Here is a 23,224-nt window from a genome sequence, read left to right as displayed (position 1 = left end):
GCCGTTTTAATACACAATCTGGAGAAATTATGAGCCGCTATCAGCATAAGAAAGGGCAGATCAACGATAACGCGATTGAAGCTTTGTTACATGATCCGTTATTTCGTCAACGTATTGAGAAGAATAAGAAAGGGAAAGGAAGTTATCTACGCAAAAACAAACACGCGAAAAAGGGCTTTCAGGAGGCCAGTGGCAAGCAAGCGAATCGCTTATTTACCACTGGCCTTCTTGCATTTGCTTAACTGCGATTATTTTGCTCTTTCAGCAAGTCGCGAATTTCACTCAGCAGCAGTTCCTCTTTACTCGGTGCCGGTGGCGCTTTCGGTTCTTCTTCTTGCTTACGCTTCAGCTTATTGATCAGCTTAATCGCGATGAAGATCGCAAAAGCGACGATGATGAAGTCAAAGACGTTCTGAATAAACACGCCATAGTGCATGACAACAGCGGGAACGTCGCCTTGCGCGCCGCGTAGCGTCCATGCAAACGATTTAAAATCTATCCCGCCAATTAATAGCCCCAACGGCGGCATAATGATATCGGCAACCAATGACGACACAATTTTGCCGAAAGCTGCACCGATGATGACACCAACTGCCAAATCCACTACATTTCCGCGCATCGCAAATTCACGGAACTCTTTCAAAATACTCATATCCCTTCTCCATGTGCAGACTGTCGGATTAAGTCTAACAAATTACCGATCAATTTCCATTTGGGCAGGGCGATTGTAATGATTTCTTAAACCCTGATAAAAGCGGGGAATAATATGCGGGCGCATATCATTGCGCCCGGGTTATTACAGGAAGAATGGGCTTGGCTGGAATAAACGCTCGACGTCGGTAATATATTTTTTGTCCGTTAAAAACATAATCACATGATCGCCTTGCTCGATACGTAAATTATCATTGGCAATCATGACATCATTCCCACGTACTACAGCCCCGATGATTGTGCCGGGCGGCAATTTAATATCATCAATAACGCGGCCGACAACGCGGGATGTCGTTTCGTCTCCGTGCGCAACCGCTTCAATTGCCTCTGCGACACCGCGACGTAACGATGAAACGCCAACGATATCCGCTTTACGCACATGGCTAAGCAGAGCTGAAATAGTCGCCTGTTGCGGCGAAATGGCAATATCGATCACACTGCCCTGAACTAAATCGACATAAGCGCGACGCTGAATGAGCACCATCACTTTCTTGGCGCCCATCCGTTTGGCCAGCATTGCAGACATAATGTTGGCTTCGTCGTCATTGGTAACAGCGATAAAGAGATCCACCTGATCGATGTGCTCTTCGGCCAGTAATTCTTGATCTGAGGCGTCGCCATAAAAAACGATCGTATTTTGCAGCTTCTCGGCCAGTTCCGCAGCTCGTTGTTGATCGCGCTCGATCAACTTCACGCTGTAGTCTTTTTCCAACTGACGAGCCAGACCGGCGCCGATATTACCCCCGCCAACCAACATAATGCGTTTATACGGTTTTTCCAGCCGCTGAAGTTCACTCATAACGGCACGGATATGCTGCGATGCGGCAATAAAAAATACCTCATCGCCTGCTTCAACAATCGTTGATCCTTGCGGGCGAATAGGTCTGTCGTGGCGGAAAATAGCCGCAACGCGCGTATCGATATGCGGCATATGCTCACGCATGGTTGATAACGCATTTCCAACCAACGGGCCACCATAATACGCTTTCACCACCGCCAGACTGACTTTACCTTCAGCGAAATTCACGACCTGCAATGCGCCGGGATATTCAATGAGGCGGTAGATACTGTCGATAACCAATTGCTCTGGCGCGATCAGATGATCGATGGGAACGGCTTCTGAGTGAAAAAGCTTATCCGCGTCGCGAACGTAATCTGGCGAGCGAATGCGGGCGATACGGTTCGGGGTGTTAAACAGCGAATAAGCGACCTGGCAGGCAACCATATTGGTTTCATCTGAGCTGGTCACCGCAACCAGCATATCGGCATCGTCAGCGCCAGCTTCGCGTAGCACGCGGGGATGAGAACCGTGGCCTTGTACGACGCGGAGATCAAATTTGTCCTGCAAACTACGCAGACGATCGCCATTGGTATCAACAACGGTAATATCGTTATTCTCTCCGACCAGGTTCTCTGCCAGCGTTCCACCAACCTGCCCTGCACCCAGAATAATTATTTTCATCTGTTGTGACCCGTTGTTCTCATCACTGTTTGATTATCTTAGCGTAAAAGAAACCATCGCCTTCTTCCGCACCAGGCAGCTTCTGCAACCCAGGGTTTTCCGGCGTACCTGTTTCGCTCAGCTGCGCATCAGTTGTGCGTTTGAGAAAGGCGGCCACCTGCTGGCTGTTCTCTTCTGGCAAGATAGAGCATGTTGCATACACCAGCGTACCGCCTGGTTTCAAATGCGGCCAGATAGCATCCAGAATTTCAGACTGTAACTGCGCTAACTCTGGAATATCGCGATCGCGACGCAGCCATTTGATATCTGGATGGCGTCGAATAACACCCGTCGCTGAGCAAGGCGCATCCAGCAGGATACGATCGAATTGTTCATCACCGCACCATTGCTCCGGGAAACGCCCATCGCCCTGTTTTACCTGCGCTTTCATGCCCAGCCGTTTCAGGTTGTCGTAAACACGCGACAAGCGCTGGTCGTCGATATCTACCGCCAACACGTTGGTCTCTGGAGCGGCCTCGAGAATATGAGTGGTTTTGCCACCGGGTGCTGCACACAGATCGAGAATGAGTTCACCGTTTTTCGGCGTAAGGAAAGCAATGCAACCCTGAGCAGAAGCATCCTGTACGGTAACCCAACCTTCGACAAAACCCGGCAGAGCAGTGACGGGCGCCGGGCTCGCAAGGCGCACCGCATCGGGATAATCCGGATGCGGGAATCCTTGCAAACCGGCCTCTTCCAGCAATGTTAACCAGCTATCGCGTGAGTTATGCTGACGATTCACACGCAGCCACATCGGCGGTCGCTGATTGCTGGCTTCGACAATATGTTGCCATTGATGTGGGTAGGCTTTTTGCACACGGTTTAACAGCCATTTTGGGAACAGAAAATGATTTTCGCTTTGGGCGAACTCTGCCAGTAATTCTTCCTGCTGGCGCTGGAATTGACGCAATACGCCGTTAATCAAGCCCTTAAGCTGCGGGCGCTTAATGACCACCGCGCCTTCCACGGTTTCTGCCAGCGCAGCATGCGCAGGGATGCGCGTATGCAAAAGCTGATAAAAACCAACCATGATCAGATAGTGCACCGTGCGCTGTTTGCCCGTCATCGGGCGTGACATCAATTTATTGATGAGCCAATCGAGCTGTGGCAATACGCGCAAAACACCAAAGCACAGCTCTTGCAGCAGCGCTTTATCTTTGTCAGAAACTTTTTGTTGCAACGGCGGCAGGATATTGCTGAGCGATTGCCCGTGTTCTATGACCTGCTCAACTGCCTGCGCAGCCATGCTGCGTAAATTTATTTGTTTTTTCATCGCGATAAAAATGCCCGGCAAGCCGGGCTAAAAATACTCTCAGGCCAGATGGTTGCCAGGGACAAACCATTCCCGCCGCGAATTCAGCAGATCCTGCGCGCTCATGGCTTTCTTACCGGCAGGCTGCAGCGATTCAAGATTCAATATTCCGTCAGCAGTTGCAACCTGAATACCCGCTTTCGACACTTCTACGATCGTACCGGGTTTCTCTGTTGGCTTAGATGGAATAACCGACGCTTTCCAGACTTTCACCGGTTGCTCATCAACCGCAAACCAGCTCATTGGCCAGGGGTTGAAAGCACGAATGCATCGTTCAAGCTGAGCGGCGCTGAGCGACCAGTCCAGGCGTGCTTCTTCTTTGCTGAGCTTCTCTGCGTAAGTGACCTGCGTTTCGTCTTGCACCTGCGGTTGTGCTGTGCCCTGAGCAAGTTGTTGCAATGTCGCAATTAACCCCTGCGGACCGAGCTCTGCCAGTTTGTCATATAGTGTGGCGCTGGTATCTTCATCGGTAATCGGGCATGCGAGTTTAAACAGCATGTCGCCAGTATCCAGACCCACATCCATTTGCATGATAGTGACGCCCGTTTCCGTATCACCTGCCCATAGCGAGCGCTGAATAGGTGCCGCGCCGCGCCAGCGTGGTAGCAGTGAACCGTGAACATTAATGCAACCCAGGCGCGGCATGGCCAGCACTGCTTTTGGCAGGATCAGACCGTATGCCACCACCACCATCACATCGGCGTTAAGATTGGCAACCAATTGCTGGTTTTCCTCTGCACGTAACGATGCGGGTTGAAACACTGGCAGGCCTTTTTCTTCCGCCAGCACTTTTACTGGGCTTGGCATCAGTTTTTTACCGCGACCAGCAGGGCGGTCGGGCTGGGTAAAAACCCCTACAACTTGATGCTCAGAAGACAACAGCGCGTCAAGATGACGCGCTGCAAAATCCGGAGTGCCGGCGAAAATAATACGTAGAGAATCTGACACGTTTATCCTTTTCAGCCCGTTTTATGCGCGGGCGTTCATGCGATCCAGTTTTTCAACTTTCTGGCGAATGCGCTGACGTTTCATCGGCGACAGGTAATCAATAAACAACTTGCCGACCAGATGATCCATCTCATGCTGAATGCAGATTGCCAGAAGACCGTCGGCTTCCAGTTCGAACGTTTTTCCGTCACGATCCAGTGCGCGGATTTTTACTTTCTCTGCACGAGGCACCAGCGCACGTTGTTCCGGAATAGACAGGCAACCTTCTTCAATACCAGTTTCCCCGCTTTTTTCCAGCAGCTCAGGGTTAATCAACACGAGTTGCTCATCGCGATTTTCGGAAACATCAATCACGATGATGCGCTGGTGAATATCAACCTGTGTTGCTGCCAGGCCAATACCTTCTTCTGCGTACATCGTTTCAAACATATCATCAACGATACGTTGAATGTCCGCATTCACTTCTTTTACCGGCTCGGCGACTTTGCGAAGGCGCTCGTCCGGAATATGTAACACATGCAAAACTGCCATAAATATCCAGAGTCGTGTTCAGGAGTTGGTGAGAATATTACCTCTATTCTAGACAAATCCCCCCGCGATTGACAGCATCAGTGACCAATCGCAAGGATTGCTACAGCGGCTTATGGCAGGGGATAAAGGATGACGAGCACGGAGATTTGGCTGCGGTTGTTACAGGTGACCACACTGTGTGGCGATCAATGGCTGAATGCAGCGCGGTGGCTGGAACAAAACCAAAACGCATCCGTTGCTGAACTTCGACTCATCGGATTTACAGAAGCGCAGACGCAGCGCTTTTTCTCTCTTTCGGCAACTGAGCTTGAAAAGAGCCTTAACTGGCTTGCACAACCCGGAAATCATTTAATTGTTGCCAGCGATCCGGCGTATCCTGCTCCTTTGCGCGCTATTACGGATTACCCCGGCGCCATTTTTGTCAAAGGCAATCCAGCGGTACTGGCAACACAACAACTGGCCGTTGTCGGGAGCCGCGCACATTCATGGTATGGCGAGCGGTGGGGGCGGATTTTTTGTGAAGCGCTTGCACGTGCGGGGTTAACGATTACCAGTGGTATGGCGTTGGGGATCGATAGCGTGGCCCACCGGGCTGCTTTACAGGTTAATGGAAAAAGCATTGGTGTACTGGGGAATGGTCTCTACAGCCTCTATCCGCGCAAGCATGCTTCGCTTGCTGCGAAATTAATTGAAAGCGGTGGTGCATTAGTTTCCGAATTTCCCCTCGCGGCAACGCCGAAACCGGGTAATTTTCCACGCCGCAACCGCATCATCAGTGGGCTCAGCCGTGGAGTACTGGTTGTAGAAGCTGCTTTGCGTAGTGGTTCGCTGGTGACCGCGCGGATTGCGCTAGAACAAGGTCGGGATGTTTTTGCATTACCCGGTCCTATTGGTAGCCCCGGCAGTGAAGGACCGCACTGGTTAATCAAGCAAGGGGCAATACCGGTAACATCGGCTGATGAGATCCTCGAAAATTTGCAATATGGGCTGAATTGGTTGTCTGACATACGCGAAAATGCAATTTATTCTCCAGATCAAGAAGAGGTGGCATTGCCATTTCCTGAGCTCCTGGCTAACGTAGGAGATGAGGTAACACCTGTTGACGTCGTCGCTGAACGTGCCGGCCAACCTGTGCCAGTCATCGCCGCTCAATTGCTTGAACTGGAGTTAGCAGGATGGATCGCAGCTGTACCCGGCGGCTATGTCCGATTGAGGAGGGCAAGCCATGTTCGACGTACTAATGTACTTGTTTGAGACTTACATCCATAACGAAGCGGAATTGCGTGTGGATCAGGACAAACTGGAACGGGATCTTACCGACGCCGGATTTGATCGTGAAGACATCTACAATGCACTTTTGTGGCTGGAAAAGCTGGCTGATTATCAGGAAGGCCTCGCCGAACCGATGCAGCTTGCTTCTGATCCGCTTTCTGTTCGTATTTATACGGCTGAAGAGTGTGAAAGGCTGGATGCCAGTTGCCGGGGATTCTTGTTATTCCTGGAGCAGATTCAGGTGCTAAACCTCGAAACGCGAGAAATGGTGATTGAACGGGTGCTGGCGCTGGATACGGCAGAGTTCGAGTTAGAAGATCTGAAATGGGTCATTCTGATGGTTCTCTTCAATATCCCTGGGTGTGAAAACGCCTACCAGCAAATGGAAGAATTACTCTTTGAAGCGAATGAAGGTATGCTGCACTAATCATTTTTGCAGCTTCAAGAGTCGTTATGGCCAAATCAGCACTCTTTTCGGTGCGTAACAACGAGCCCTGCCCACAATGCGGGGCTGAACTTGTTATTCGTTCCGGGAAACACGGTCCGTTTCTCGGATGTTCTCACTATCCGGAATGCGATTATGTTCGCCCGCTGAAAAGCCAGGCGGATGGACATATTGTTAAAGTTCTGGACGGGCAACAGTGCCCTGTGTGCGGAGCCGCGCTAGTGCTGCGTCAGGGACGCTTCGGGATGTTCATTGGGTGCAGCCAGTATCCTGAATGCGAACATACCGAGCTGATTGATAAGCCCGACGATACCGCAATCACTTGCCCACAGTGTCGAAGCGGACACCTTGTTCAACGCCGCTCCCGATATGGCAAAACCTTTTATTCCTGCGATCGTTACCCTGATTGCCAATTCGTTATTAATTTCAAACCGGTAGCGGGTGAATGTCTTATATGCCACTACCCGCTACTTATCGAGAAAAAAACCGCGCAAGGCATGAAACGCTTCTGCGCAAGTAAACAATGTGGACAGCCGGTAACGGCGGAACAAACTCGTGAAGAATAACCTGCCAACAGATCCTATCGCTGCGGCGGTAGAGATCCTGAATAAAGAACACGTCATCGCTTATCCAACAGAAGCTGTTTTCGGTGTCGGCTGCGACCCGGACAGCGAGATTGCTGTTCATCGCTTGCTTGAACTAAAACAACGCCCGGTTGATAAAGGCCTTATCCTTATTGCTGCCAGTTTTGAACAACTAAAACCTTATATTGATGACAGCATGCTGACCGACGAGCAGCGCCAGACGATTTTTGACTGCTGGCCCGGACCGGTAACGTTTGTCTTCCCGGCAAAACCGAACACGCCGCGCTGGCTAACTGGGCGCTTTGACTCGCTGGCCGTGCGCGTGACCGACCATCAAACGGTGATTGCGCTGTGTGAGGCTTACGGAAAACCGCTGGTATCAACGAGCGCTAATTTATCGGGCTTGCCGCCTTGCAGAACAGCGCAGGAAGTTATTGACCAATTTGGTCCAGACTTCCCGGTCGTTGATGCCCCGACCGGAGGCCGGCAAAATCCTTCTGAAATTCGTGACGCTCTTACCGGCGAGCTTTTTCGCCAGGGGTAACTGTATGGAATCCTACGCGGTCTTTGGCAACCCTATTGCTCACAGCAAGTCTCCGTTTATCCATCAGCAATTTGCTCAGCAACTGGGTATTGAATATTCTTATGGTCGAGTTCTGGCTCCGGTGGATGGTTTTGTGCAGACTCTGGATGCTTTTTTTACCGCTGGTGGAAAAGGCGCGAATGTTACCGTGCCTTTTAAAGAGGAAGCATTTGCTCGTGCGAACGAACTCACAGAACGTGCCGCGATGGCTGGGGCGGTAAACACGCTTAAACGCCTTGAAGGTGGCCGTCTGCTCGGTGATAACACGGATGGGATTGGCTTGTTGAGCGATCTCGAACGCCTCTCTTTTATTAGCCCGGGGTTTCGCATTCTGCTTATCGGGGCGGGTGGGGCGGCGCGCGGCGTTATTCTTCCTTTACTGTCGCTGGATTGTGCCGTGACGGTTACCAACCGCGCTTTTTCTAAGGCGCAAACGCTGGCTAAGCTCTTTGCTCACACCGGTAGCATTGATGCTGTCGCTATGGATAATTTAGCGAGCCATGAGTTCGATTTGATTATTAACGCGACGTCCAGTGGTATAGGCGGGGAGATCCCCGCGTTACCGAATGCGCTTATCCATCCCGAGCTTTATTGCTATGACATGTTCTATCAGAAAGGAACGACGCCATTTCTGAGTTGGTGTGAAAATTCAGGTGCGAAAAAATGTGCGGATGGTTTAGGCATGCTGGTCGGGCAGGCTGCGCACGCGGTTTTGCTATGGCATGGTGTATTGCCAGATGTTGAACCAGTCATCAACCTGCTGAAACAGGAACTGGCAAAATGAATCAGGCCATTCAGTTTCCGGATCGCGAAGAGTGGGATGACGCGGCTGGTGCGGTCTGTTTTCCTGCGTTGGTTAATGGTATGCAAATTACGTGTGCCATTAAAGGAGAGATACTGGCAAAGCGCTTTGGTGGTGAAACATCGGAACACTACCTGGCGGTATTTCGTGAACATCGTTGGGATCTGGAAGAGGAGGCGGAACAGTTGATCCGCCAGCAAGAAGAGGATGATCAGGGAATAGTCTGGTTATCTTGATCCAGATATTCATCTTTCCATTTCACGTAATTTTGGGCTGAGTATTTCAACCCTTCAAGCTCCGCTTGCGTCAGGGGGCGGATCTGTTTTACCGGGCTGCCCAGATAAAGGTAGCCACTTTCCAGACGTTTATTTTGGGGAACCAGGCTTCCTGCGCCGATCATCACATTATCTTCAACAATAGCCCCGTCAAGTAAGATCGATCCCATGCCGACAAGTACACGGTTACCAATAACGCAGCCATGCAACATCACTTTATGCCCAACAGTAACATCTTCGCCAATGAGCAGCGGATCGCCTTCAGGGTTATAAGATGATTTGTGCGTGACATGGAGAACGCTGCCATCTTGAATGTTGCTGCGTGCGCCAATCTCAACATAATTCACATCACCGCGAATCACGACTAATGGCCAGATACCCACATCGTCAGCAATTCTGACGTCACCAATCACCACGCTGGTGGCGTCAATCATTACCCGCTGACCTATTTGGGGCCGCAGATCCTTATAAGGACGTAAAACGGTAGACATAATGACCTCTTCAAAAACAGACCGGGATAATGACTTTGATCGCAAGAAAGGCCTTCTGCAACCCTTTTACGCACCATTATTTGAGCAGATCGTACGGGATCACAGCGAAAAGAATGAAAAAACAGCAGTCAGAAAAAAAGATCGCAAAAAGACTTGTGCAAAAAATTGGGATCCCTATAATGCGCCTCCGTTGACCCGACAACGTGAATCACTTCACGAGATAGTCGGGGAAACGAAAGAGAAAAAATCCTGAAAATCAGGGTTGACTCTGAAAGAGGAAAGCGTAATATACGCCACCTCGCGACAGAGCGCTGAAGCGCGTCGCACCTGCTCTTTAACAATTTATCAGACAATCTGTGTGGGCACTCAGGGTGACTGGATTCTTGACGTCGCAAGACGAAAAATGAATACCAAGTCTCAGTGAGTGAACACGTAATTCATTACGAAGTTTAATTCATCGAGCATCAAACTTTTAAATTGAAGAGTTTGATCATGGCTCAGATTGAACGCTGGCGGCAGGCCTAACACATGCAAGTCGAACGGTAGCACAGAGAGCTTGCTCTCGGGTGACGAGTGGCGGACGGGTGAGTAATGTCTGGGAAACTGCCTGATGGAGGGGGATAACTACTGGAAACGGTAGCTAATACCGCATAACGTCGCAAGACCAAAGAGGGGGACCTTCGGGCCTCTTGCCATCAGATGTGCCCAGATGGGATTAGCTAGTAGGTGGGGTAACGGCTCACCTAGGCGACGATCCCTAGCTGGTCTGAGAGGATGACCAGCCACACTGGAACTGAGACACGGTCCAGACTCCTACGGGAGGCAGCAGTGGGGAATATTGCACAATGGGCGCAAGCCTGATGCAGCCATGCCGCGTGTATGAAGAAGGCCTTCGGGTTGTAAAGTACTTTCAGCGGGGAGGAAGGCGATACGGTTAATAACCGTGTTGATTGACGTTACCCGCAGAAGAAGCACCGGCTAACTCCGTGCCAGCAGCCGCGGTAATACGGAGGGTGCAAGCGTTAATCGGAATTACTGGGCGTAAAGCGCACGCAGGCGGTCTGTCAAGTCGGATGTGAAATCCCCGGGCTCAACCTGGGAACTGCATCCGAAACTGGCAGGCTTGAGTCTCGTAGAGGGAGGTAGAATTCCAGGTGTAGCGGTGAAATGCGTAGAGATCTGGAGGAATACCGGTGGCGAAGGCGGCCTCCTGGACGAAGACTGACGCTCAGGTGCGAAAGCGTGGGGAGCAAACAGGATTAGATACCCTGGTAGTCCACGCCGTAAACGATGTCTATTTGGAGGTTGTGCCCTTGAGGCGTGGCTTCCGGAGCTAACGCGTTAAATAGACCGCCTGGGGAGTACGGCCGCAAGGTTAAAACTCAAATGAATTGACGGGGGCCCGCACAAGCGGTGGAGCATGTGGTTTAATTCGATGCAACGCGAAGAACCTTACCTGGTCTTGACATCCACAGAACTTGCCAGAGATGGCTTGGTGCCTTCGGGAACTGTGAGACAGGTGCTGCATGGCTGTCGTCAGCTCGTGTTGTGAAATGTTGGGTTAAGTCCCGCAACGAGCGCAACCCTTATCCTTTGTTGCCAGCGGTTAGGCCGGGAACTCAAAGGAGACTGCCAGTGATAAACTGGAGGAAGGTGGGGATGACGTCAAGTCATCATGGCCCTTACGACCAGGGCTACACACGTGCTACAATGGCGCATACAAAGAGAAGCGACCTCGCGAGAGCAAGCGGACCTCATAAAGTGCGTCGTAGTCCGGATTGGAGTCTGCAACTCGACTCCATGAAGTCGGAATCGCTAGTAATCGTGGATCAGAATGCCACGGTGAATACGTTCCCGGGCCTTGTACACACCGCCCGTCACACCATGGGAGTGGGTTGCAAAAGAAGTAGGTAGCTTAACCTCCGGGAGGGCGCTTACCACTTTGTGATTCATGACTGGGGTGAAGTCGTAACAAGGTAACCGTAGGGGAACCTGCGGTTGGATCACCTCCTTACCTTAAAGAACCGTTCTCTGCAGTGTCCACACAGATTGTCTGATGAAATAACGAGCAGTAAAAATCTCTGCAGGCTTGTAGCTCAGGTGGTTAGAGCGCACCCCTGATAAGGGTGAGGTCGGTGGTTCAAGTCCACTCAGGCCTACCAAATTCATGCTGATACTGCGTTGTGGCAACGCTCACATACTGATGTATGCTTCGCGTCACCCCGCCTTGTCTCAGAATGAATTACGGGTATACGGGATTTAACTACGATGGGGCTATAGCTCAGCTGGGAGAGCGCCTGCTTTGCACGCAGGAGGTCTGCGGTTCGATCCCGCATAGCTCCACCATCTTTACTGCAGAAACCAAGAAAACTTCAGAGTACACATTCTGTGTGTGCTGCGAAGTTTTGCTCTTTAAAAATCTGGATCAAGCTGAAAATTGAAACACTGAACAGTGCGAACTGTTCTGTGAGTCTCTCAAATTTTTGCGACACGCGGATGTTTCACGAAACATCTTCGGGTTGTGAGGTTAAGCGACTAAGCGTACACGGTGGATGCCCTGGCAGTCAGAGGCGATGAAGGACGTGCTAATCTGCGAAAAGCGCCGGTAAGGTGATATGAACCGTTATAACCGGCGATGTCCGAATGGGGAAACCCAGTGTGACTCGTCACACTATCATTAACTGAATCCATAGGTTAATGAGGCGAACCGGGGGAACTGAAACATCTAAGTACCCCGAGGAAAAGAAATCAACCGAGATTCCCCCAGTAGCGGCGAGCGAACGGGGAGGAGCCCAGAGCCTGAATCAGCTTGTGTGTTAGTGGAAGCGTCTGGAAAGTCGCGCGATACAGGGTGACAGCCCCGTACACAAAAGCACACAGGCTGTGAGCTCGATGAGTAGGGCGGGACACGTGGTATCCTGTCTGAATATGGGGGGACCATCCTCCAAGGCTAAATACTCCTGACTGACCGATAGTGAACCAGTACCGTGAGGGAAAGGCGAAAAGAACCCCGGCGAGGGGAGTGAAAAAGAACCTGAAACCGTGTACGTACAAGCAGTGGGAGCATCCTTCGGGGTGTGACTGCGTACCTTTTGTATAATGGGTCAGCGACTTATATTCTGTAGCAAGGTTAACCGAATAGGGGAGCCGAAGGGAAACCGAGTCTTAACTGGGCGTTAAGTTGCAGGGTATAGACCCGAAACCCGGTGATCTAGCCATGGGCAGGTTGAAGGTTGGGTAACACTAACTGGAGGACCGAACCGACTAATGTTGAAAAATTAGCGGATGACCTGTGGCTGGGGGTGAAAGGCCAATCAAACCGGGAGATAGCTGGTTCTCCCCGAAAGCTATTTAGGTAGCGCCTCGTGAATTCATCTCCGGGGGTAGAGCACTGTTTCGGCTAGGGGGCCATCCCGGCTTACCAACCCGATGCAAACTACGAATACCGGAGAATGTTATCACGGGAGACACACGGCGGGTGCTAACGTCCGTCGTGAAGAGGGAAACAACCCAGACCGCCAGCTAAGGTCCCAAAGTCATGGTTAAGTGGGAAACGATGTGGGAAGGCCCAGACAGCCAGGATGTTGGCTTAGAAGCAGCCATCATTTAAAGAAAGCGTAATAGCTCACTGGTCGAGTCGGCCTGCGCGGAAGATGTAACGGGGCTAAACCATGCACCGAAGCTGCGGCAGCAACACTTATGTGTTGTTGGGTAGGGGAGCGTTCTGTAAGCCTGCGAAGGTGGCCTGTGAGGGTTGCTGGAGGTATCAGAAGTGCGAATGCTGACATAAGTAACGATAAAGCGGGTGAAAAGCCCGCTCGCCGGAAGACCAAGGGTTCCTGTCCAACGTTAATCGGGGCAGGGTGAGTCGACCCCTAAGGCGAGGCCGAAAGGCGTAGTCGATGGGAAACAGGTTAATATTCCTGTACTTGGTGTTACTGCGAAGGGGGGACGGAGAAGGCTATGTTAGCCGGGCGACGGTTGTCCCGGTTTAAGCGTGAAGGTGTGTGCTCCAGGCAAATCCGGAGTGCTTTAACACTGAGGCGTGATGACGAGGCACTACGGTGCTGAAGTAACAAATGCCCTGCTTCCAGGAAAAGCCTCTAAGCTCCAGGTAACACGAAATCGTACCCCAAACCGACACAGGTGGTCAGGTAGAGAATACCAAGGCGCTTGAGAGAACTCGGGTGAAGGAACTAGGCAAAATGGTGCCGTAACTTCGGGAGAAGGCACGCTGGTGCGTAGGTGAAGTGACTTGCTCATGGAGCTGAAACCAGTCGAAGATACCAGCTGGCTGCAACTGTTTATTAAAAACACAGCACTGTGCAAACACGAAAGTGGACGTATACGGTGTGACGCCTGCCCGGTGCCGGAAGGTTAATTGATGGGGTCATCCGTAAGGAGAAGCTCTTGATCGAAGCCCCGGTAAACGGCGGCCGTAACTATAACGGTCCTAAGGTAGCGAAATTCCTTGTCGGGTAAGTTCCGACCTGCACGAATGGCGTAATGATGGCCAGGCTGTCTCCACCCGAGACTCAGTGAAATTGAACTCGCTGTGAAGATGCAGTGTACCCGCGGCAAGACGGAAAGACCCCGTGAACCTTTACTATAGCTTGACACTGAACACTGGTCCTTGATGTGTAGGATAGGTGGGAGGCTTTGAAGCGTGGACGCCAGTCTGCGTGGAGCCGCCCTTGAAATACCACCCTTTAATGGCTGGTGTTCTAACGTGGACCCGTAATCCGGGTTGCGGACAGTGTCTGGTGGGTAGTTTGACTGGGGCGGTCTCCTCCTAAAGCGTAACGGAGGAGCACGAAGGTCAGCTAATCCTGGTCGGACATCAGGAGGTTAGTGCAATGGCATAAGCTGGCTTGACTGCGAGCGTGACGGCGCGAGCAGGTGCGAAAGCAGGTCATAGTGATCCGGTGGTTCTGAATGGAAGGGCCATCGCTCAACGGATAAAAGGTACTCCGGGGATAACAGGCTGATACCGCCCAAGAGTTCATATCGACGGCGGTGTTTGGCACCTCGATGTCGGCTCATCACATCCTGGGGCTGAAGTAGGTCCCAAGGGTATGGCTGTTCGCCATTTAAAGTGGTACGCGAGCTGGGTTTAGAACGTCGTGAGACAGTTCGGTCCCTATCTGCCGTGGGCGCTGGAGAATTGAGGGGGGCTGCTCCTAGTACGAGAGGACCGGAGTGGACGCATCACTGGTGTTCGGGTTGTCATGCCAATGGCACTGCCCGGTAGCTAAATGCGGAAGAGATAAGTGCTGAAAGCATCTAAGCACGAAACTTGCCCCGAGATGAGTTCTCCCTGAGCCTTTAAGGCTCCTGAAGGAACGTTGAAGACGACGACGTTGATAGGCCGGGTGTGTAAGCGCAGCGATGCGTTGAGCTAACCGGTACTAATGAACCGTGAGGCTTAACCTTACAACGCCGAAGGTGTTTTGGCGTGAGAGACAGAAAAGATTTTCAGCGTGATACAGATTACGTCAGAGTGTGAGAACGTTCTGACAGACAGAATTTGCCTGGCGGCACTAGCGCGGTGGTCCCACCTGACCCCATGCCGAACTCAGAAGTGAAACGCCGTAGCGCCGATGGTAGTGTGGGGTCTCCCCATGCGAGAGTAGGGAACTGCCAGGCATCAAATTTAGTGTGCTGATATGGCTCAGTTGGTAGAGCGCACCCTTGGTAAGGGTGAGGTCCCCAGTTCGACTCTGGGTATCAGCACCAGTTATAACGGTTAAAGTTCGGCATTTAGAAAAGAATTTGCCTGGCGGCACTAGCGCGGTGGTCCCACCTGACCCCATGCCGAACTCAGAAGTGAAACGCCGTAGCGCCGATGGTAGTGTGGGGTCTCCCCATGCGAGAGTAGGGAACTGCCAGGCATCAAATAAAGCAAAAGGCCCAGTCTTTCGACTGGGCCTTTTGCTTTTCTACTGCAACATCAAACTTGATGGTCGCACCGTAGTCATTTGCCTCTATAGCCAACAGCCTTTGAGCATGGACAGGGTTAAGTACCACAGCCCTTGAGAGCTAGTGATCAAGCCGTTCCTCTACAACAGCCAGACATCAAACACACTAAGTCAGAAGTGAAACGCGTCGTGCCGATAATAGTGTGAGGTCTCCCCCGCGATAGCAGGGAACGTCGAGCAAATAAGCAAGTACATAAGAAGCAAAGAACCACATGCATGCAAGGCAGTAATATTTGGCGTGTCCCTGAATTCTTAAAAATCGAACTTGGTCAGCTCAGTGAGATAGGCAGCCAAAGCAATAAGGCCAGCCCCCAACTTTTTGTTAAGCATGCTTGCACGAGGAGGTTTTACGTGGTCAATAAAAAAGGCCACTCGTATGAATGGCCTGTAAGAAATCATATAGAGATCAATGGATAACCTGCGACAAAAACGCACGAGTACGTTCTGATTTCGGATTCGCAAAGAACTCTTCCGGTGGTGCCTGTTCAACGATTTCACCCCGATCCATAAAGATCACGCGATCGGCAACGGTGCGCGCAAAACCCATTTCGTGGGTGACACACAACATCGTCATGCCGGATTGCGCTAGCCCAATCATGGTATCCAGCACCTCTTTTACCATCTCCGGATCCAGCGCTGAAGTTGGTTCATCAAACAGCATGATTTTAGGTTTCATACATAATGAACGGGCAATCGCTACACGTTGCTGCTGGCCACCGGAAATCTGCCCCGGAAACTTATGTGCATGCTCGGCAATGCGCACACGCTCAAGGTAATGCATCGCCAGCGCTTCAGCCTCTTTCCGGGGCATTTTGCGTACCCAAATCGGCGCCAGCGTACAGTTTTGCAGGACGGTCAGATGCGGGAAGAGATTAAAGTGCTGAAACACCATTCCCACTTCCTGGCGGATCTTTTCGATATTGCGGATATCTTCATTTAACTCTATACCGTCAACGACAATGCGCCCTTGTTGATGCTCTTCCAGATGGTTAATACAGCGGATCGTTGTCGACTTTCCAGAACCGGACGGGCCACAAAGCACAATGCGCTCGCCCTGTTTCACATTGAGGTTAATATCTTTCAGCACATGGAACTGACCGTACCATTTATTCACATTTTCGAGCGTAATCATCGCGTCGCCAGATTGCATAGTTGTATTACTCATGGGGATCCTCAGTGCGGTGTACGCCCGGTGTTAAAGCGCTTCTCCAGATACTGGCTATAGCGCGACATGCTAAAACAGAAAACCCAATAAACTAAGGCAGCAAAAACATAGCCTTCGGTGGACATCCCAAGCCATGCAGGATCGACCGTGGCTTGCTGTACGCTGCTGAACAGATCAAACAAGCCGATGATGATCACCAGACTCGTATCTTTGAACAGAGCAATGATGGTGTTCACAAGCCCAGGGATCACCAGCTTCAGCGCCTGCGGTAAAATCACCAGCCCTTGTGTTTTCCAGTATCCCAGCGCCAGAGATTCCGCCGCTTCATATTGCCCCTTCGGCAGTGCTTGTAAGCCACCACGCACCACTTCCGCCACGTAAGCGGACTGGAACAAGATCACACCGACCAGCGCACGGATCAGCTTATCAATACTGGTTCCTTCCGACATAAACAGCGGCAGCATCACTGAGGACATAAACAGCACGGTGATTAAGGGAACGCCGCGCCAGAACTCAATGAAAATGACCGATAACACGCGAACCACCGGCATTTTCGAACGGCGTCCAAGCGCCAGCAGAATCCCCAATGGTAATGCGCCAGCAATACCCACAGAGGCGATGATCAATGTCAGGGTCAAACCGCCCCACTGGCGGGTTTCAACCCGTTCCAGCCCCAGGAAGCCGCCAAATAACAACCACCACACAACAAGCGGATAAATAACCGCCCAGCACGCGATGTAGCGCCCGCGACGCGGCAGCGCCTTCCAGAACATCGGCGCGATAGAGAGCAGGCCAACAAGTAGCGCCACATTAATGCGCCAGCGTTGATCATGCGGGTAGAGGCCATACATAAACTGGCCAAAACGCTCGTGGATAAACACCCAGCACGCACCTGCTTTCGTACAATCGGCGCGCGTCGAACCAAACCAGTTCGCCTGAAACAGCGCCCAGTCCAGCAAAGGGGGAATCAACTCCCACATTAACCACAGACACAGAAGCGTCAGCAGCGAGTTAGACCAACTGGAGAACAGATTTTTTCGTACCCACACTATCGCGCCATTGCTTCCTGCGGGTGTCTGGCGCGTGGAGGGAGACAGAATGGCTTTTGTCATCAAGGTTCCTTAGCGCTCAATCAGGGCAATGCGGCGGTTATAGATATTCATCAGCAATGAAATCGACAGGCTGATGAGCAAGTAAACCGACATGGTAATAGCGATAGTTTCAATCGCCTGACCGGTCTGATTCAGCACCGTGCCGGCAAACAGCGACACCATATCCGGATAACCAATTGCCGCGGCAAGCGAGGAGTTTTTGGCGATATTCAGATACTGGCTGGTCAGCGGAGGGATAATCACGCGCAGCGCCTGCGGAATAATCACCTGCCGCAGCGTTACCGGATTAGGCAATCCGAGAGAACGTGCAGCTTCATGCTGCCCATAGGGCACTGACTGAATGCCTGAACGAATAATCTCGGCGATAAACGCAGAGGTGTAGACCGACAGCGCAATGGTGAGCGCGGCGAGTTCCGGGATCAGCACCATACCGCCCTGGAAGTTGAAGCCGCGCAGTTGCGGAACATCCCAGTGCAGCGCTGCGCCAAACACCCAGTGCGCGACCAGCGGCAGCAGAATAATCAATCCCAGCGCGGCAGGCCATGTGCGGCGTAACTGACCGGTTTTGATTTGATGCATTTTATTAAAGCGAAACAGACCAATGGAGATAGCCACTGCCACGATTATCGCACCCACGAACGCCAGCATGCCCTCGCCCATTTGCGGGGAGGGTATATACAGGCCCCGGTTGCTCAGAAACACCAGTTCCATTGCGTTGACCGCCTGGCGCGGGCCGGGTAGGTTACGCAGCACCGCGAAGTACCAGAAAAAGATCTGCAACAGCGGCGGGATATTACGGAACGTTTCGATATAAATGGTCGATAGCTTCCGCAGTAGCCAGTTTTCTGACAGACGAGCGAGTCCAAGGAAAAAACCGAGGAATGAGGCGAACACAATACACAGCGCTGAAACCAGCAGCGTATTAAGTAAACCTACAAGAAATACACGACCATAGGTGTCACCTTGTTCATAATCAATAAGATGCTGAACAATACCAAAACCAGCGGCGCGATCCAGAAAGGCAAAACCGGAAGTGATGCCGCGGTTATTCAGGTTAGTAACGGTGTTGTGTATCAAATAAATTGCGACAACGACCACGGCGACAATCGCAAGGATTTGAAACAGCCAGGCACGAACCGCAGGGTTAGAAAGGGAAATAGCACCTTTCACGGTTGGGCGGCGATGGGACATAGGAAAACCTCAGTAACCATGACTCTGGGCTGGGCGCCACGCAAGCGTAGCGCCCGTTACAGCACTTACGTATTAGCGCACTGGCGGAGCGTACTGGATACCGCCGTTATTCCAGAGGTTGTTCTGGCCGCGTTTGATTTTCAGCGGGCTTTCAGAACCGACGTTACGTTCAAAGATTTCTGAATAGTTACCGACTTTCTTAATGATGTTGTAAGCCCACTTGTTATCCAGCTTCAGGTCTTTACCGAAGTCTCCTTCTTTACCTAACAGGTGTGCCATATCCGGCGTTGCTGGGTTAGCGGCTTTCTCATCAACGTTTTTCGAGTTAACACCCATCTCTTCTGCGTTCAGCATGGCGAACAGCGTCCAGCGAACAATCGAGAACCAGTCATCATCACCACGGCGAACCACCGGCCCCAGCGGCTCTTTCGAGATCACTTCCGGCAATACGATCCACTCTTCCGGGTTGCTCAGTTTGATACGCAATGCATACAGCTGAGACTGGTCGGAAGCGAGCGTATCGCAACGGCCTGATTCCAGCGCTTTCGCGGATTCATCGGAACGGTCGAAGGTCACCGGCGTATATTTCATTTTGTTGGATTTAAAGTAATCCGCCACGTTCAGCTCAGTATCGGTGCCCGCCTGAATACAAACGGTTGCGCCGTCCAGTTCTTTAGCGCTTTTCAGGCCTGCTTTGTTGTGGGTCAGGAAGCCGATACCGTCGTAATAGGTTACGCCAGTGAATGACAGGCCCATGCCGCCATCGCGGGAAGAGGTCCAGGTGGTATTACGGGAGAGCATATCCACTTCGCCAGATTGCAGAGCGGTGAAACGCTCTTTGGCAGTCAGCGGGGTATATTTAACTTTCGTGTCGTCACCGAATACGGCAGCGGCAACGCCGCGGCAAACATCCACGTCGATACCGGTGAATTTACCGCTCGCGTCCGCGTAGGAAAAGCCAGGCAGACCGTCGCTGATACCGCATTGTACGAAACCTTTCTTTTTAACGGCATCCAGCGTTGCGCCTGCATGTGCCTGATTTGCGACAGCAAACAGTACACCGGCAGCGGCCAGGCTGGCGATCATCATCTTTTTCATAATGCATCCTGTGTGGCGAAAATTTATCGTTATATAAGGCGTTCGGGAAACGCCTGAACCTGTCTGTGGCGATGGCCATACTCTTTAAAGCAAAGGTAGTGCCAGTTTTGCGCGTGGCGTTATTTGGCTACCGTAGGCGCAATATTGAGAGTGTAGACAGGAAAAAATAAAACCATTGCCCCGTCATGGTGCAAAAATACAACCTGCGCCACAAAACAGAGCAAAAAGAGCATGCAATAAGAGGGCATTAACAGATAAGTTTCCTGCGTGAATATAAGCAATATATTGATTGGCATCGCTTTGTGAAATGGGTCACGCAAAAAAAGAGAAAAAACGGTGCGAGTGATAACCCGTCGGTTTAAATGAAACAAAGCGCGTGTTTGCTTTTTTATTTCTGCCTGTTAATGGGGCTGAAAATTTACTTATGCAAAATTAACTGCACCTAAATAAAGCAAAAGCGCGGCAAACCGCGCTTTTTATAACTATTTGGCTATTTAATACTATTTAGTCAGCGCTACGATACCGAGCGTCAGACCGGCAATCGCCGCTGCGCCGCCAGCAATGGCTCCGGCTGTTTCCCAGTTATCCTGTGTTGTGCCTTTCATACAGGTATTGGTATGTACCAGACGGCCTTGATCATCATACACCGGTACACAAGGAGAATCGTGGGCACAGCCAGCCAGAAACGTCGCCAGTAATGCCACGGAAATGAATTTTTTCATAATATTACCTCGAAATAATCACGATTCCCGATATCAATAATTGCGATACCTGTCCAGAACCGATAAATCATATTTTACCATTCGCCGGTGCAAATTCCCCGGTGCAATAATCTCAAATTATGTTCTTTGTAAAAATCATGAAGAGAAAACCGTGTTGCGGGTTAAATAGTGCAGAAAAGATGAAGAGTGAAATAAAAAAATTCGTTGCAATGCGTAAGAGCTTGATTAAATAGAGATGGCACATAACTTTATTTTTATAAGAATAGTCTAGTTTACTGACCGGGTAAAACAAAAGCGCCTGCAGGCGCTTTATTTAAATGGATCCCACTTCAGGAAAGCGCCTCGGGCGGAGGAAGTTTATTTCCGTAAGAAGTAATGGATTCCGCACTCACCGGTTTACCTAATAAATACCCCTGCAGCGTATTACAGCCCAGCTCGGTAAGAAATTTTTGTTGTTCTTCTGTTTCCACACCTTCCGCGACAACTTTTAAATTCAGCGTCCTGGCTAATGCCACGATGGCGGAGACGATAGTGGCATCTTCGCCTTCCCGGCTTAACTCACGAACAAACGCGCGATCAATCTTTAATTCGCAGGCCGGAAGGCGTTTCAGATACAGCAGGCTGGAGTAGCCTGTACCAAAATCATCGATTGAGGCTTTAACGCCCGCATCCGTCAGCGCCGTTAACACGCGCACGCTCTCATCCGGGTTGCTCATTGCTGTGGTTTCAGTTACTTCGAGGATTAACTTTTGCGGCGGCACGCCATGCTTTTTCAGCGCCTCCATAATCGTTTCCACCAGGGTGCTCTGCTCAAACTGCAGGGTGGAAAGGTTCACCGCCACTGACCAGTCAGGGAGCCCCATTTTGCGCCATTCGCCAAGCTGACGGCAGGCTTCATCCACTACCCAGTTACCCAGTGGCACAATCAGGCCGGTTTTCTCTGCCAGTGGCAAAAAAACATCCGGTGTGAGTACACCCTGGTAGGGGTGATGCCAGCGCAACAGCGCCTCAAAGCCGATAACCGGCCCCGCAGGGGCTTTAAATTTGGGCTGGTAAACCAGCCGGAACTCCTGGCGCTCCAGTGCCATCCAGAGATCGTTGAGCAGTTGCAATTGCGTTTGCGCCAGCGTGTTCATCGATGGCTGGAAAAAGTGGTAACCGTTACGGCCCATATGTTTGGTGTGATACATCGCCGCATCGGCGTTGAACATCAATTCCCGTTCGTTCTTGCCATCATGCGGATAAAGCGCAATACCGACGCTCAACGTCACCATCACGTCATAGGGATCGATAGTGAAGGGCTTATCAATCACCCGTACCAACGAACTGGCTAGCGTTGCCGCTTCATCTGGCGCGCTGACTTCAGCCAGCAGAACAAACTCGTCACCACCAATGCGCGCCAGCGTATATTGCCCTGTTAATTTTTGTGTCAGGCGATCGGTCACCGCGACCAGCAATTTATCGCCGACATCATGGCCCCAGGCATCGTTAACGGTTTTGAAACCATCAAGATCCATAAACATCAGCGCGAAGAAAGAGCCTTCGCGTTTCGCTTTGTTGATGGCCTGCTCAAGGCGGTCTTCCAGCAACACACGGTTAGGCAGACGCGTTAAGGTATCGTGCAACGCCAGCCGCGCCAGTTCGCGGTTCGCGGCCGCCAGTGACGTTGCCAGTAGCGAGGTTCGCGCTTGCAGACGCGCATCGAACATCGACACCAGTAGCGTAATGCCCAGCACCGAGAAGGCCATCATGCCGACCAATACGGCTAACCAGTTATTGTTAAAACCGTTATGCCCCATGGCATGTTGAGGAGGGATTTGAGCCGCCATCATGCCGGTGTAATGCATACCCGCAATAGCGATGCCCATCAAAATCGCCGCACCAAAACGCATCAGCGCAACCTGGGCGGCGTCATGACGTAAATGGAAGGTGAGCCACAGGGCGGCGAAAGAGGCGACTAGCGCGATTGCTAAAGATAAAGCGACCCAATGCAGATTCCAGATGATGGCCGGCGAGACCTGAAGCGCCGCCATGCCGGTATAGTGCATCGCCGCAATGCCCAGACCCATGACAATTGCGCCCGGGATCAGGCGGCGCAGATGCAGATGCGGGGCGCTCACCAGCCACAGCGCGAACAATGAAGCGCCAATCGCGATAGCCATTGAGAGGGCAGTGAGAATCGGTTCGTAGCGCATGTTCATAGACATGTTCATCGCCAGCATGCCGATAAAGTGCATCGCCCAGATGCCTATCCCCATTGCTACGCCGCCGCCGCTAAGCCAGACCCATGACGATCCCTGGCTGCTGGTGGAAACACGGCCAGCCATATTCAGGGCGGTATAAGAGGCCAAAATGGCTACGATAAAAGAAACAACAACAAGGATATAGTCGTATTGGCTATCCAGCATGGTGTCATCAACTCATTCACTAAGGGCGTTACGCATTACTACGATCGGACTGGCGAAAAGGGCTGAGACATTAGCATCGTATGGGGATGGCTCAA

20 protein-coding genes, 3 tRNA genes and 4 rRNA genes are annotated in these 23,224 nt (G+C 51.4%); 15 read left to right on the top strand and 12 right to left on the bottom strand.

Annotated elements, in window-relative coordinates:
• Positions 1 to 29: 29 nt before the first annotated feature.
• A complete protein-coding gene (locus IP581_RS21040; RefSeq protein WP_086868543.1) occupies positions 30 to 242 on the top strand; it encodes an alternative ribosome-rescue factor A in 213 nt (70 codons plus the stop codon).
• Here the strand turns inward: IP581_RS21040 and mscL are convergent.
• From mscL to def, 5 genes are all read right to left on the bottom strand, one after another.
• Positions 239 to 652, bottom strand: coding sequence for a large-conductance mechanosensitive channel protein MscL (mscL, locus tag IP581_RS21035; RefSeq protein ID WP_193821289.1), 414 nt, complete (start codon positions 650 to 652; stop codon positions 239 to 241). The genes IP581_RS21040 and mscL overlap by 4 nt on opposite strands.
• A gap of 144 nt (positions 653 to 796) precedes the next feature.
• Entirely contained in the window at positions 797 to 2,173 is a 1,377-nt protein-coding gene (gene trkA / locus IP581_RS21030) for a Trk system potassium transporter TrkA (protein WP_193821288.1), read from the bottom strand.
• Positions 2,174 to 2,195: 22 nt separating this feature from the next.
• A complete protein-coding gene (rsmB, locus tag IP581_RS21025; protein WP_193821287.1) occupies positions 2,196 to 3,485 on the bottom strand; it encodes a 16S rRNA (cytosine(967)-C(5))-methyltransferase RsmB in 1,290 nt (429 codons plus the stop codon).
• Positions 3,486 to 3,524: 39 nt separating this feature from the next.
• Positions 3,525 to 4,472 carry a methionyl-tRNA formyltransferase gene (fmt, locus tag IP581_RS21020; protein WP_193821286.1) on the bottom strand — a complete coding sequence of 316 codons (948 nt, stop codon included), beginning with the start codon at positions 4,470 to 4,472 and terminating at the stop codon, positions 3,525 to 3,527.
• A gap of 21 nt (positions 4,473 to 4,493) precedes the next feature.
• A complete protein-coding gene (def, locus tag IP581_RS21015; protein WP_007369833.1) occupies positions 4,494 to 5,003 on the bottom strand; it encodes a peptide deformylase in 510 nt (169 codons plus the stop codon).
• A gap of 129 nt (positions 5,004 to 5,132) precedes the next feature.
• On the opposite strand from def, the gene dprA reads away from it, so the two are divergent.
• From dprA to IP581_RS20985, 6 genes are read left to right on the top strand one after another with little or no spacing between them, the layout of a single operon-like run.
• Complete coding sequence (gene dprA / locus IP581_RS21010; protein WP_193821285.1) at positions 5,133 to 6,257, top strand: DNA-protecting protein DprA; 1,125 nt, start codon at positions 5,133 to 5,135, stop codon at positions 6,255 to 6,257.
• Entirely contained in the window at positions 6,229 to 6,702 is a 474-nt protein-coding gene (smg, locus tag IP581_RS21005) for a DUF494 family protein Smg (RefSeq protein WP_017460081.1), read from the top strand. The genes dprA and smg overlap by 29 nt, the downstream gene beginning before the upstream one ends.
• Positions 6,703 to 6,728: 26 nt before the next feature.
• Positions 6,729 to 7,286, top strand: a complete 558-nt coding sequence (locus tag IP581_RS21000) for a DNA topoisomerase family protein (RefSeq protein WP_086868555.1) — start codon at positions 6,729 to 6,731, stop codon at positions 7,284 to 7,286.
• On the top strand, positions 7,276 to 7,848 hold the full coding sequence (gene tsaC / locus IP581_RS20995; protein WP_086868557.1) for an L-threonylcarbamoyladenylate synthase type 1 TsaC: 573 nt from the start codon (positions 7,276 to 7,278) through the stop codon (positions 7,846 to 7,848). The genes IP581_RS21000 and tsaC overlap by 11 nt, the downstream gene beginning before the upstream one ends.
• Before the next feature lie 4 nt (positions 7,849 to 7,852).
• Positions 7,853 to 8,671 (top strand): shikimate dehydrogenase, encoded by an 819-nt coding sequence (aroE, locus tag IP581_RS20990; RefSeq protein WP_193821284.1) that lies wholly within the window; start codon positions 7,853 to 7,855, stop codon positions 8,669 to 8,671.
• Positions 8,668 to 8,925, top strand: a complete 258-nt coding sequence (locus tag IP581_RS20985; protein WP_065369492.1) for a DUF1488 family protein — start codon at positions 8,668 to 8,670, stop codon at positions 8,923 to 8,925. The genes aroE and IP581_RS20985 overlap by 4 nt, the downstream gene beginning before the upstream one ends.
• Here IP581_RS20985 and IP581_RS20980 read toward each other — a convergent pair.
• Positions 8,901 to 9,455: a gamma carbonic anhydrase family protein gene (locus IP581_RS20980; RefSeq protein WP_097399967.1), complete on the bottom strand. Its 555-nt coding sequence runs from the start codon at positions 9,453 to 9,455 to the stop codon at positions 8,901 to 8,903. The two genes, IP581_RS20985 and IP581_RS20980, sit on opposite strands and share 25 nt — an antisense overlap.
• Before the next feature lies 1 nt (position 9,456).
• Between IP581_RS20980 and IP581_RS20975 the strand changes: the two genes are divergently transcribed.
• From IP581_RS20975 to rrf (IP581_RS20940), 8 genes are all read left to right on the top strand, one after another.
• Positions 9,457 to 9,708: a hypothetical protein gene (locus IP581_RS20975; protein ID WP_143468229.1), complete on the top strand. Its 252-nt coding sequence runs from the start codon at positions 9,457 to 9,459 to the stop codon at positions 9,706 to 9,708.
• A gap of 221 nt (positions 9,709 to 9,929) precedes the next feature.
• Positions 9,930 to 11,469: ribosomal RNA gene (locus IP581_RS20970) — 16S ribosomal RNA — on the top strand.
• Between the two features lie 71 nt (positions 11,470 to 11,540).
• Positions 11,541 to 11,617, top strand: a tRNA-Ile gene (locus IP581_RS20965).
• A gap of 108 nt (positions 11,618 to 11,725) precedes the next feature.
• Positions 11,726 to 11,801, top strand: a tRNA-Ala gene (locus IP581_RS20960).
• A gap of 179 nt (positions 11,802 to 11,980) precedes the next feature.
• Positions 11,981 to 14,888: ribosomal RNA gene (locus IP581_RS20955) — 23S ribosomal RNA — on the top strand.
• Positions 14,889 to 14,985: 97 nt separating this feature from the next.
• Positions 14,986 to 15,101 (top strand): 5S ribosomal RNA (rrf, locus tag IP581_RS20950).
• Between the two features lie 14 nt (positions 15,102 to 15,115).
• A tRNA-Thr gene (locus IP581_RS20945) sits at positions 15,116 to 15,191 on the top strand.
• A gap of 39 nt (positions 15,192 to 15,230) precedes the next feature.
• Positions 15,231 to 15,346: ribosomal RNA gene (gene rrf, locus IP581_RS20940) — 5S ribosomal RNA — on the top strand.
• The 16S, 23S and 5S rRNA genes sit together here with 3 tRNA genes alongside, the layout of an rRNA operon.
• Before the next feature lie 493 nt (positions 15,347 to 15,839).
• Here the strand turns inward: rrf (IP581_RS20940) and IP581_RS20935 are convergent.
• The 6 genes from IP581_RS20935 to IP581_RS20910 form a co-directional block, all read right to left on the bottom strand.
• Positions 15,840 to 16,598, bottom strand: coding sequence for an amino acid ABC transporter ATP-binding protein (locus tag IP581_RS20935; RefSeq protein ID WP_086869996.1), 759 nt, complete (start codon positions 16,596 to 16,598; stop codon positions 15,840 to 15,842).
• An 8-nt stretch (positions 16,599 to 16,606) separates the two neighbouring features.
• On the bottom strand, positions 16,607 to 17,710 hold the full coding sequence (locus tag IP581_RS20930) for an amino acid ABC transporter permease (RefSeq protein ID WP_065369489.1): 1,104 nt from the start codon (positions 17,708 to 17,710) through the stop codon (positions 16,607 to 16,609).
• 9 nt (positions 17,711 to 17,719) lie between these two features.
• Positions 17,720 to 18,901 (bottom strand): amino acid ABC transporter permease, encoded by a 1,182-nt coding sequence (locus IP581_RS20925; RefSeq protein ID WP_193821283.1) that lies wholly within the window; start codon positions 18,899 to 18,901, stop codon positions 17,720 to 17,722.
• Positions 18,902 to 18,973: 72 nt separating this feature from the next.
• On the bottom strand, positions 18,974 to 19,999 hold the full coding sequence (locus IP581_RS20920) for an amino acid ABC transporter substrate-binding protein (protein ID WP_193821282.1): 1,026 nt from the start codon (positions 19,997 to 19,999) through the stop codon (positions 18,974 to 18,976).
• Between the two features lie 500 nt (positions 20,000 to 20,499).
• Positions 20,500 to 20,721 (bottom strand): lipoprotein, encoded by a 222-nt coding sequence (locus tag IP581_RS20915; protein WP_017457276.1) that lies wholly within the window; start codon positions 20,719 to 20,721, stop codon positions 20,500 to 20,502.
• A 329-nt stretch (positions 20,722 to 21,050) separates the two neighbouring features.
• Positions 21,051 to 23,129, bottom strand: a complete 2,079-nt coding sequence (locus tag IP581_RS20910) for a putative bifunctional diguanylate cyclase/phosphodiesterase (RefSeq protein ID WP_193821281.1) — start codon at positions 23,127 to 23,129, stop codon at positions 21,051 to 21,053.
• Between the last annotated feature and the right edge of the window lie 95 nt (positions 23,130 to 23,224).

This window comes from Kosakonia pseudosacchari (assembly GCF_015167415.1).
Classification (GTDB): domain Bacteria; phylum Pseudomonadota; class Gammaproteobacteria; order Enterobacterales; family Enterobacteriaceae; genus Kosakonia; species Kosakonia pseudosacchari.
The sequence above is the reverse complement of the archived record's forward strand: the minus strand, read 5'-3'. Positions and strand labels throughout refer to the sequence as shown.

What these genes read in the sequence shown, in the direction of transcription:
- IP581_RS21040 (WP_086868543.1), top strand. Translation starts at nt 30, where the DNA reads ATGAGCCGCTATCAGCATAAGAAAGGGCAGATCAACGATAACGCGATT.
- mscL (WP_193821289.1), bottom strand. Translation starts at nt 652, where the DNA reads ATGAGTATTTTGAAAGAGTTCCGTGAATTTGCGATGCGCGGAAATGTA.
- trkA (WP_193821288.1), bottom strand. Translation starts at nt 2,173, where the DNA reads ATGAAAATAATTATTCTGGGTGCAGGGCAGGTTGGTGGAACGCTGGCA.
- rsmB (WP_193821287.1), bottom strand. Translation starts at nt 3,485, where the DNA reads ATGAAAAAACAAATAAATTTACGCAGCATGGCTGCGCAGGCAGTTGAG.
- def (WP_007369833.1), bottom strand. Translation starts at nt 5,003, where the DNA reads ATGGCAGTTTTGCATGTGTTACATATTCCGGACGAGCGCCTTCGCAAA.
- dprA (WP_193821285.1), top strand. Translation starts at nt 5,133, where the DNA reads ATGACGAGCACGGAGATTTGGCTGCGGTTGTTACAGGTGACCACACTG.
- smg (WP_017460081.1), top strand. Translation starts at nt 6,229, where the DNA reads ATGTTCGACGTACTAATGTACTTGTTTGAGACTTACATCCATAACGAA.
- IP581_RS21000 (WP_086868555.1), top strand. Translation starts at nt 6,729, where the DNA reads ATGGCCAAATCAGCACTCTTTTCGGTGCGTAACAACGAGCCCTGCCCA.
- aroE (WP_193821284.1), top strand. Translation starts at nt 7,853, where the DNA reads ATGGAATCCTACGCGGTCTTTGGCAACCCTATTGCTCACAGCAAGTCT.
- IP581_RS20985 (WP_065369492.1), top strand. Translation starts at nt 8,668, where the DNA reads ATGAATCAGGCCATTCAGTTTCCGGATCGCGAAGAGTGGGATGACGCG.
- IP581_RS20980 (WP_097399967.1), bottom strand. Translation starts at nt 9,455, where the DNA reads ATGTCTACCGTTTTACGTCCTTATAAGGATCTGCGGCCCCAAATAGGT.
- IP581_RS20975 (WP_143468229.1), top strand. Translation starts at nt 9,457, where the DNA reads ATGACCTCTTCAAAAACAGACCGGGATAATGACTTTGATCGCAAGAAA.
- IP581_RS20935 (WP_086869996.1), bottom strand. Translation starts at nt 16,598, where the DNA reads ATGAGTAATACAACTATGCAATCTGGCGACGCGATGATTACGCTCGAA.
- IP581_RS20930 (WP_065369489.1), bottom strand. Translation starts at nt 17,710, where the DNA reads ATGACAAAAGCCATTCTGTCTCCCTCCACGCGCCAGACACCCGCAGGA.
- IP581_RS20925 (WP_193821283.1), bottom strand. Translation starts at nt 18,901, where the DNA reads ATGTCCCATCGCCGCCCAACCGTGAAAGGTGCTATTTCCCTTTCTAAC.
- IP581_RS20920 (WP_193821282.1), bottom strand. Translation starts at nt 19,999, where the DNA reads ATGAAAAAGATGATGATCGCCAGCCTGGCCGCTGCCGGTGTACTGTTT.
- IP581_RS20915 (WP_017457276.1), bottom strand. Translation starts at nt 20,721, where the DNA reads ATGAAAAAATTCATTTCCGTGGCATTACTGGCGACGTTTCTGGCTGGC.
- IP581_RS20910 (WP_193821281.1), bottom strand. Translation starts at nt 23,129, where the DNA reads ATGCTGGATAGCCAATACGACTATATCCTTGTTGTTGTTTCTTTTATC.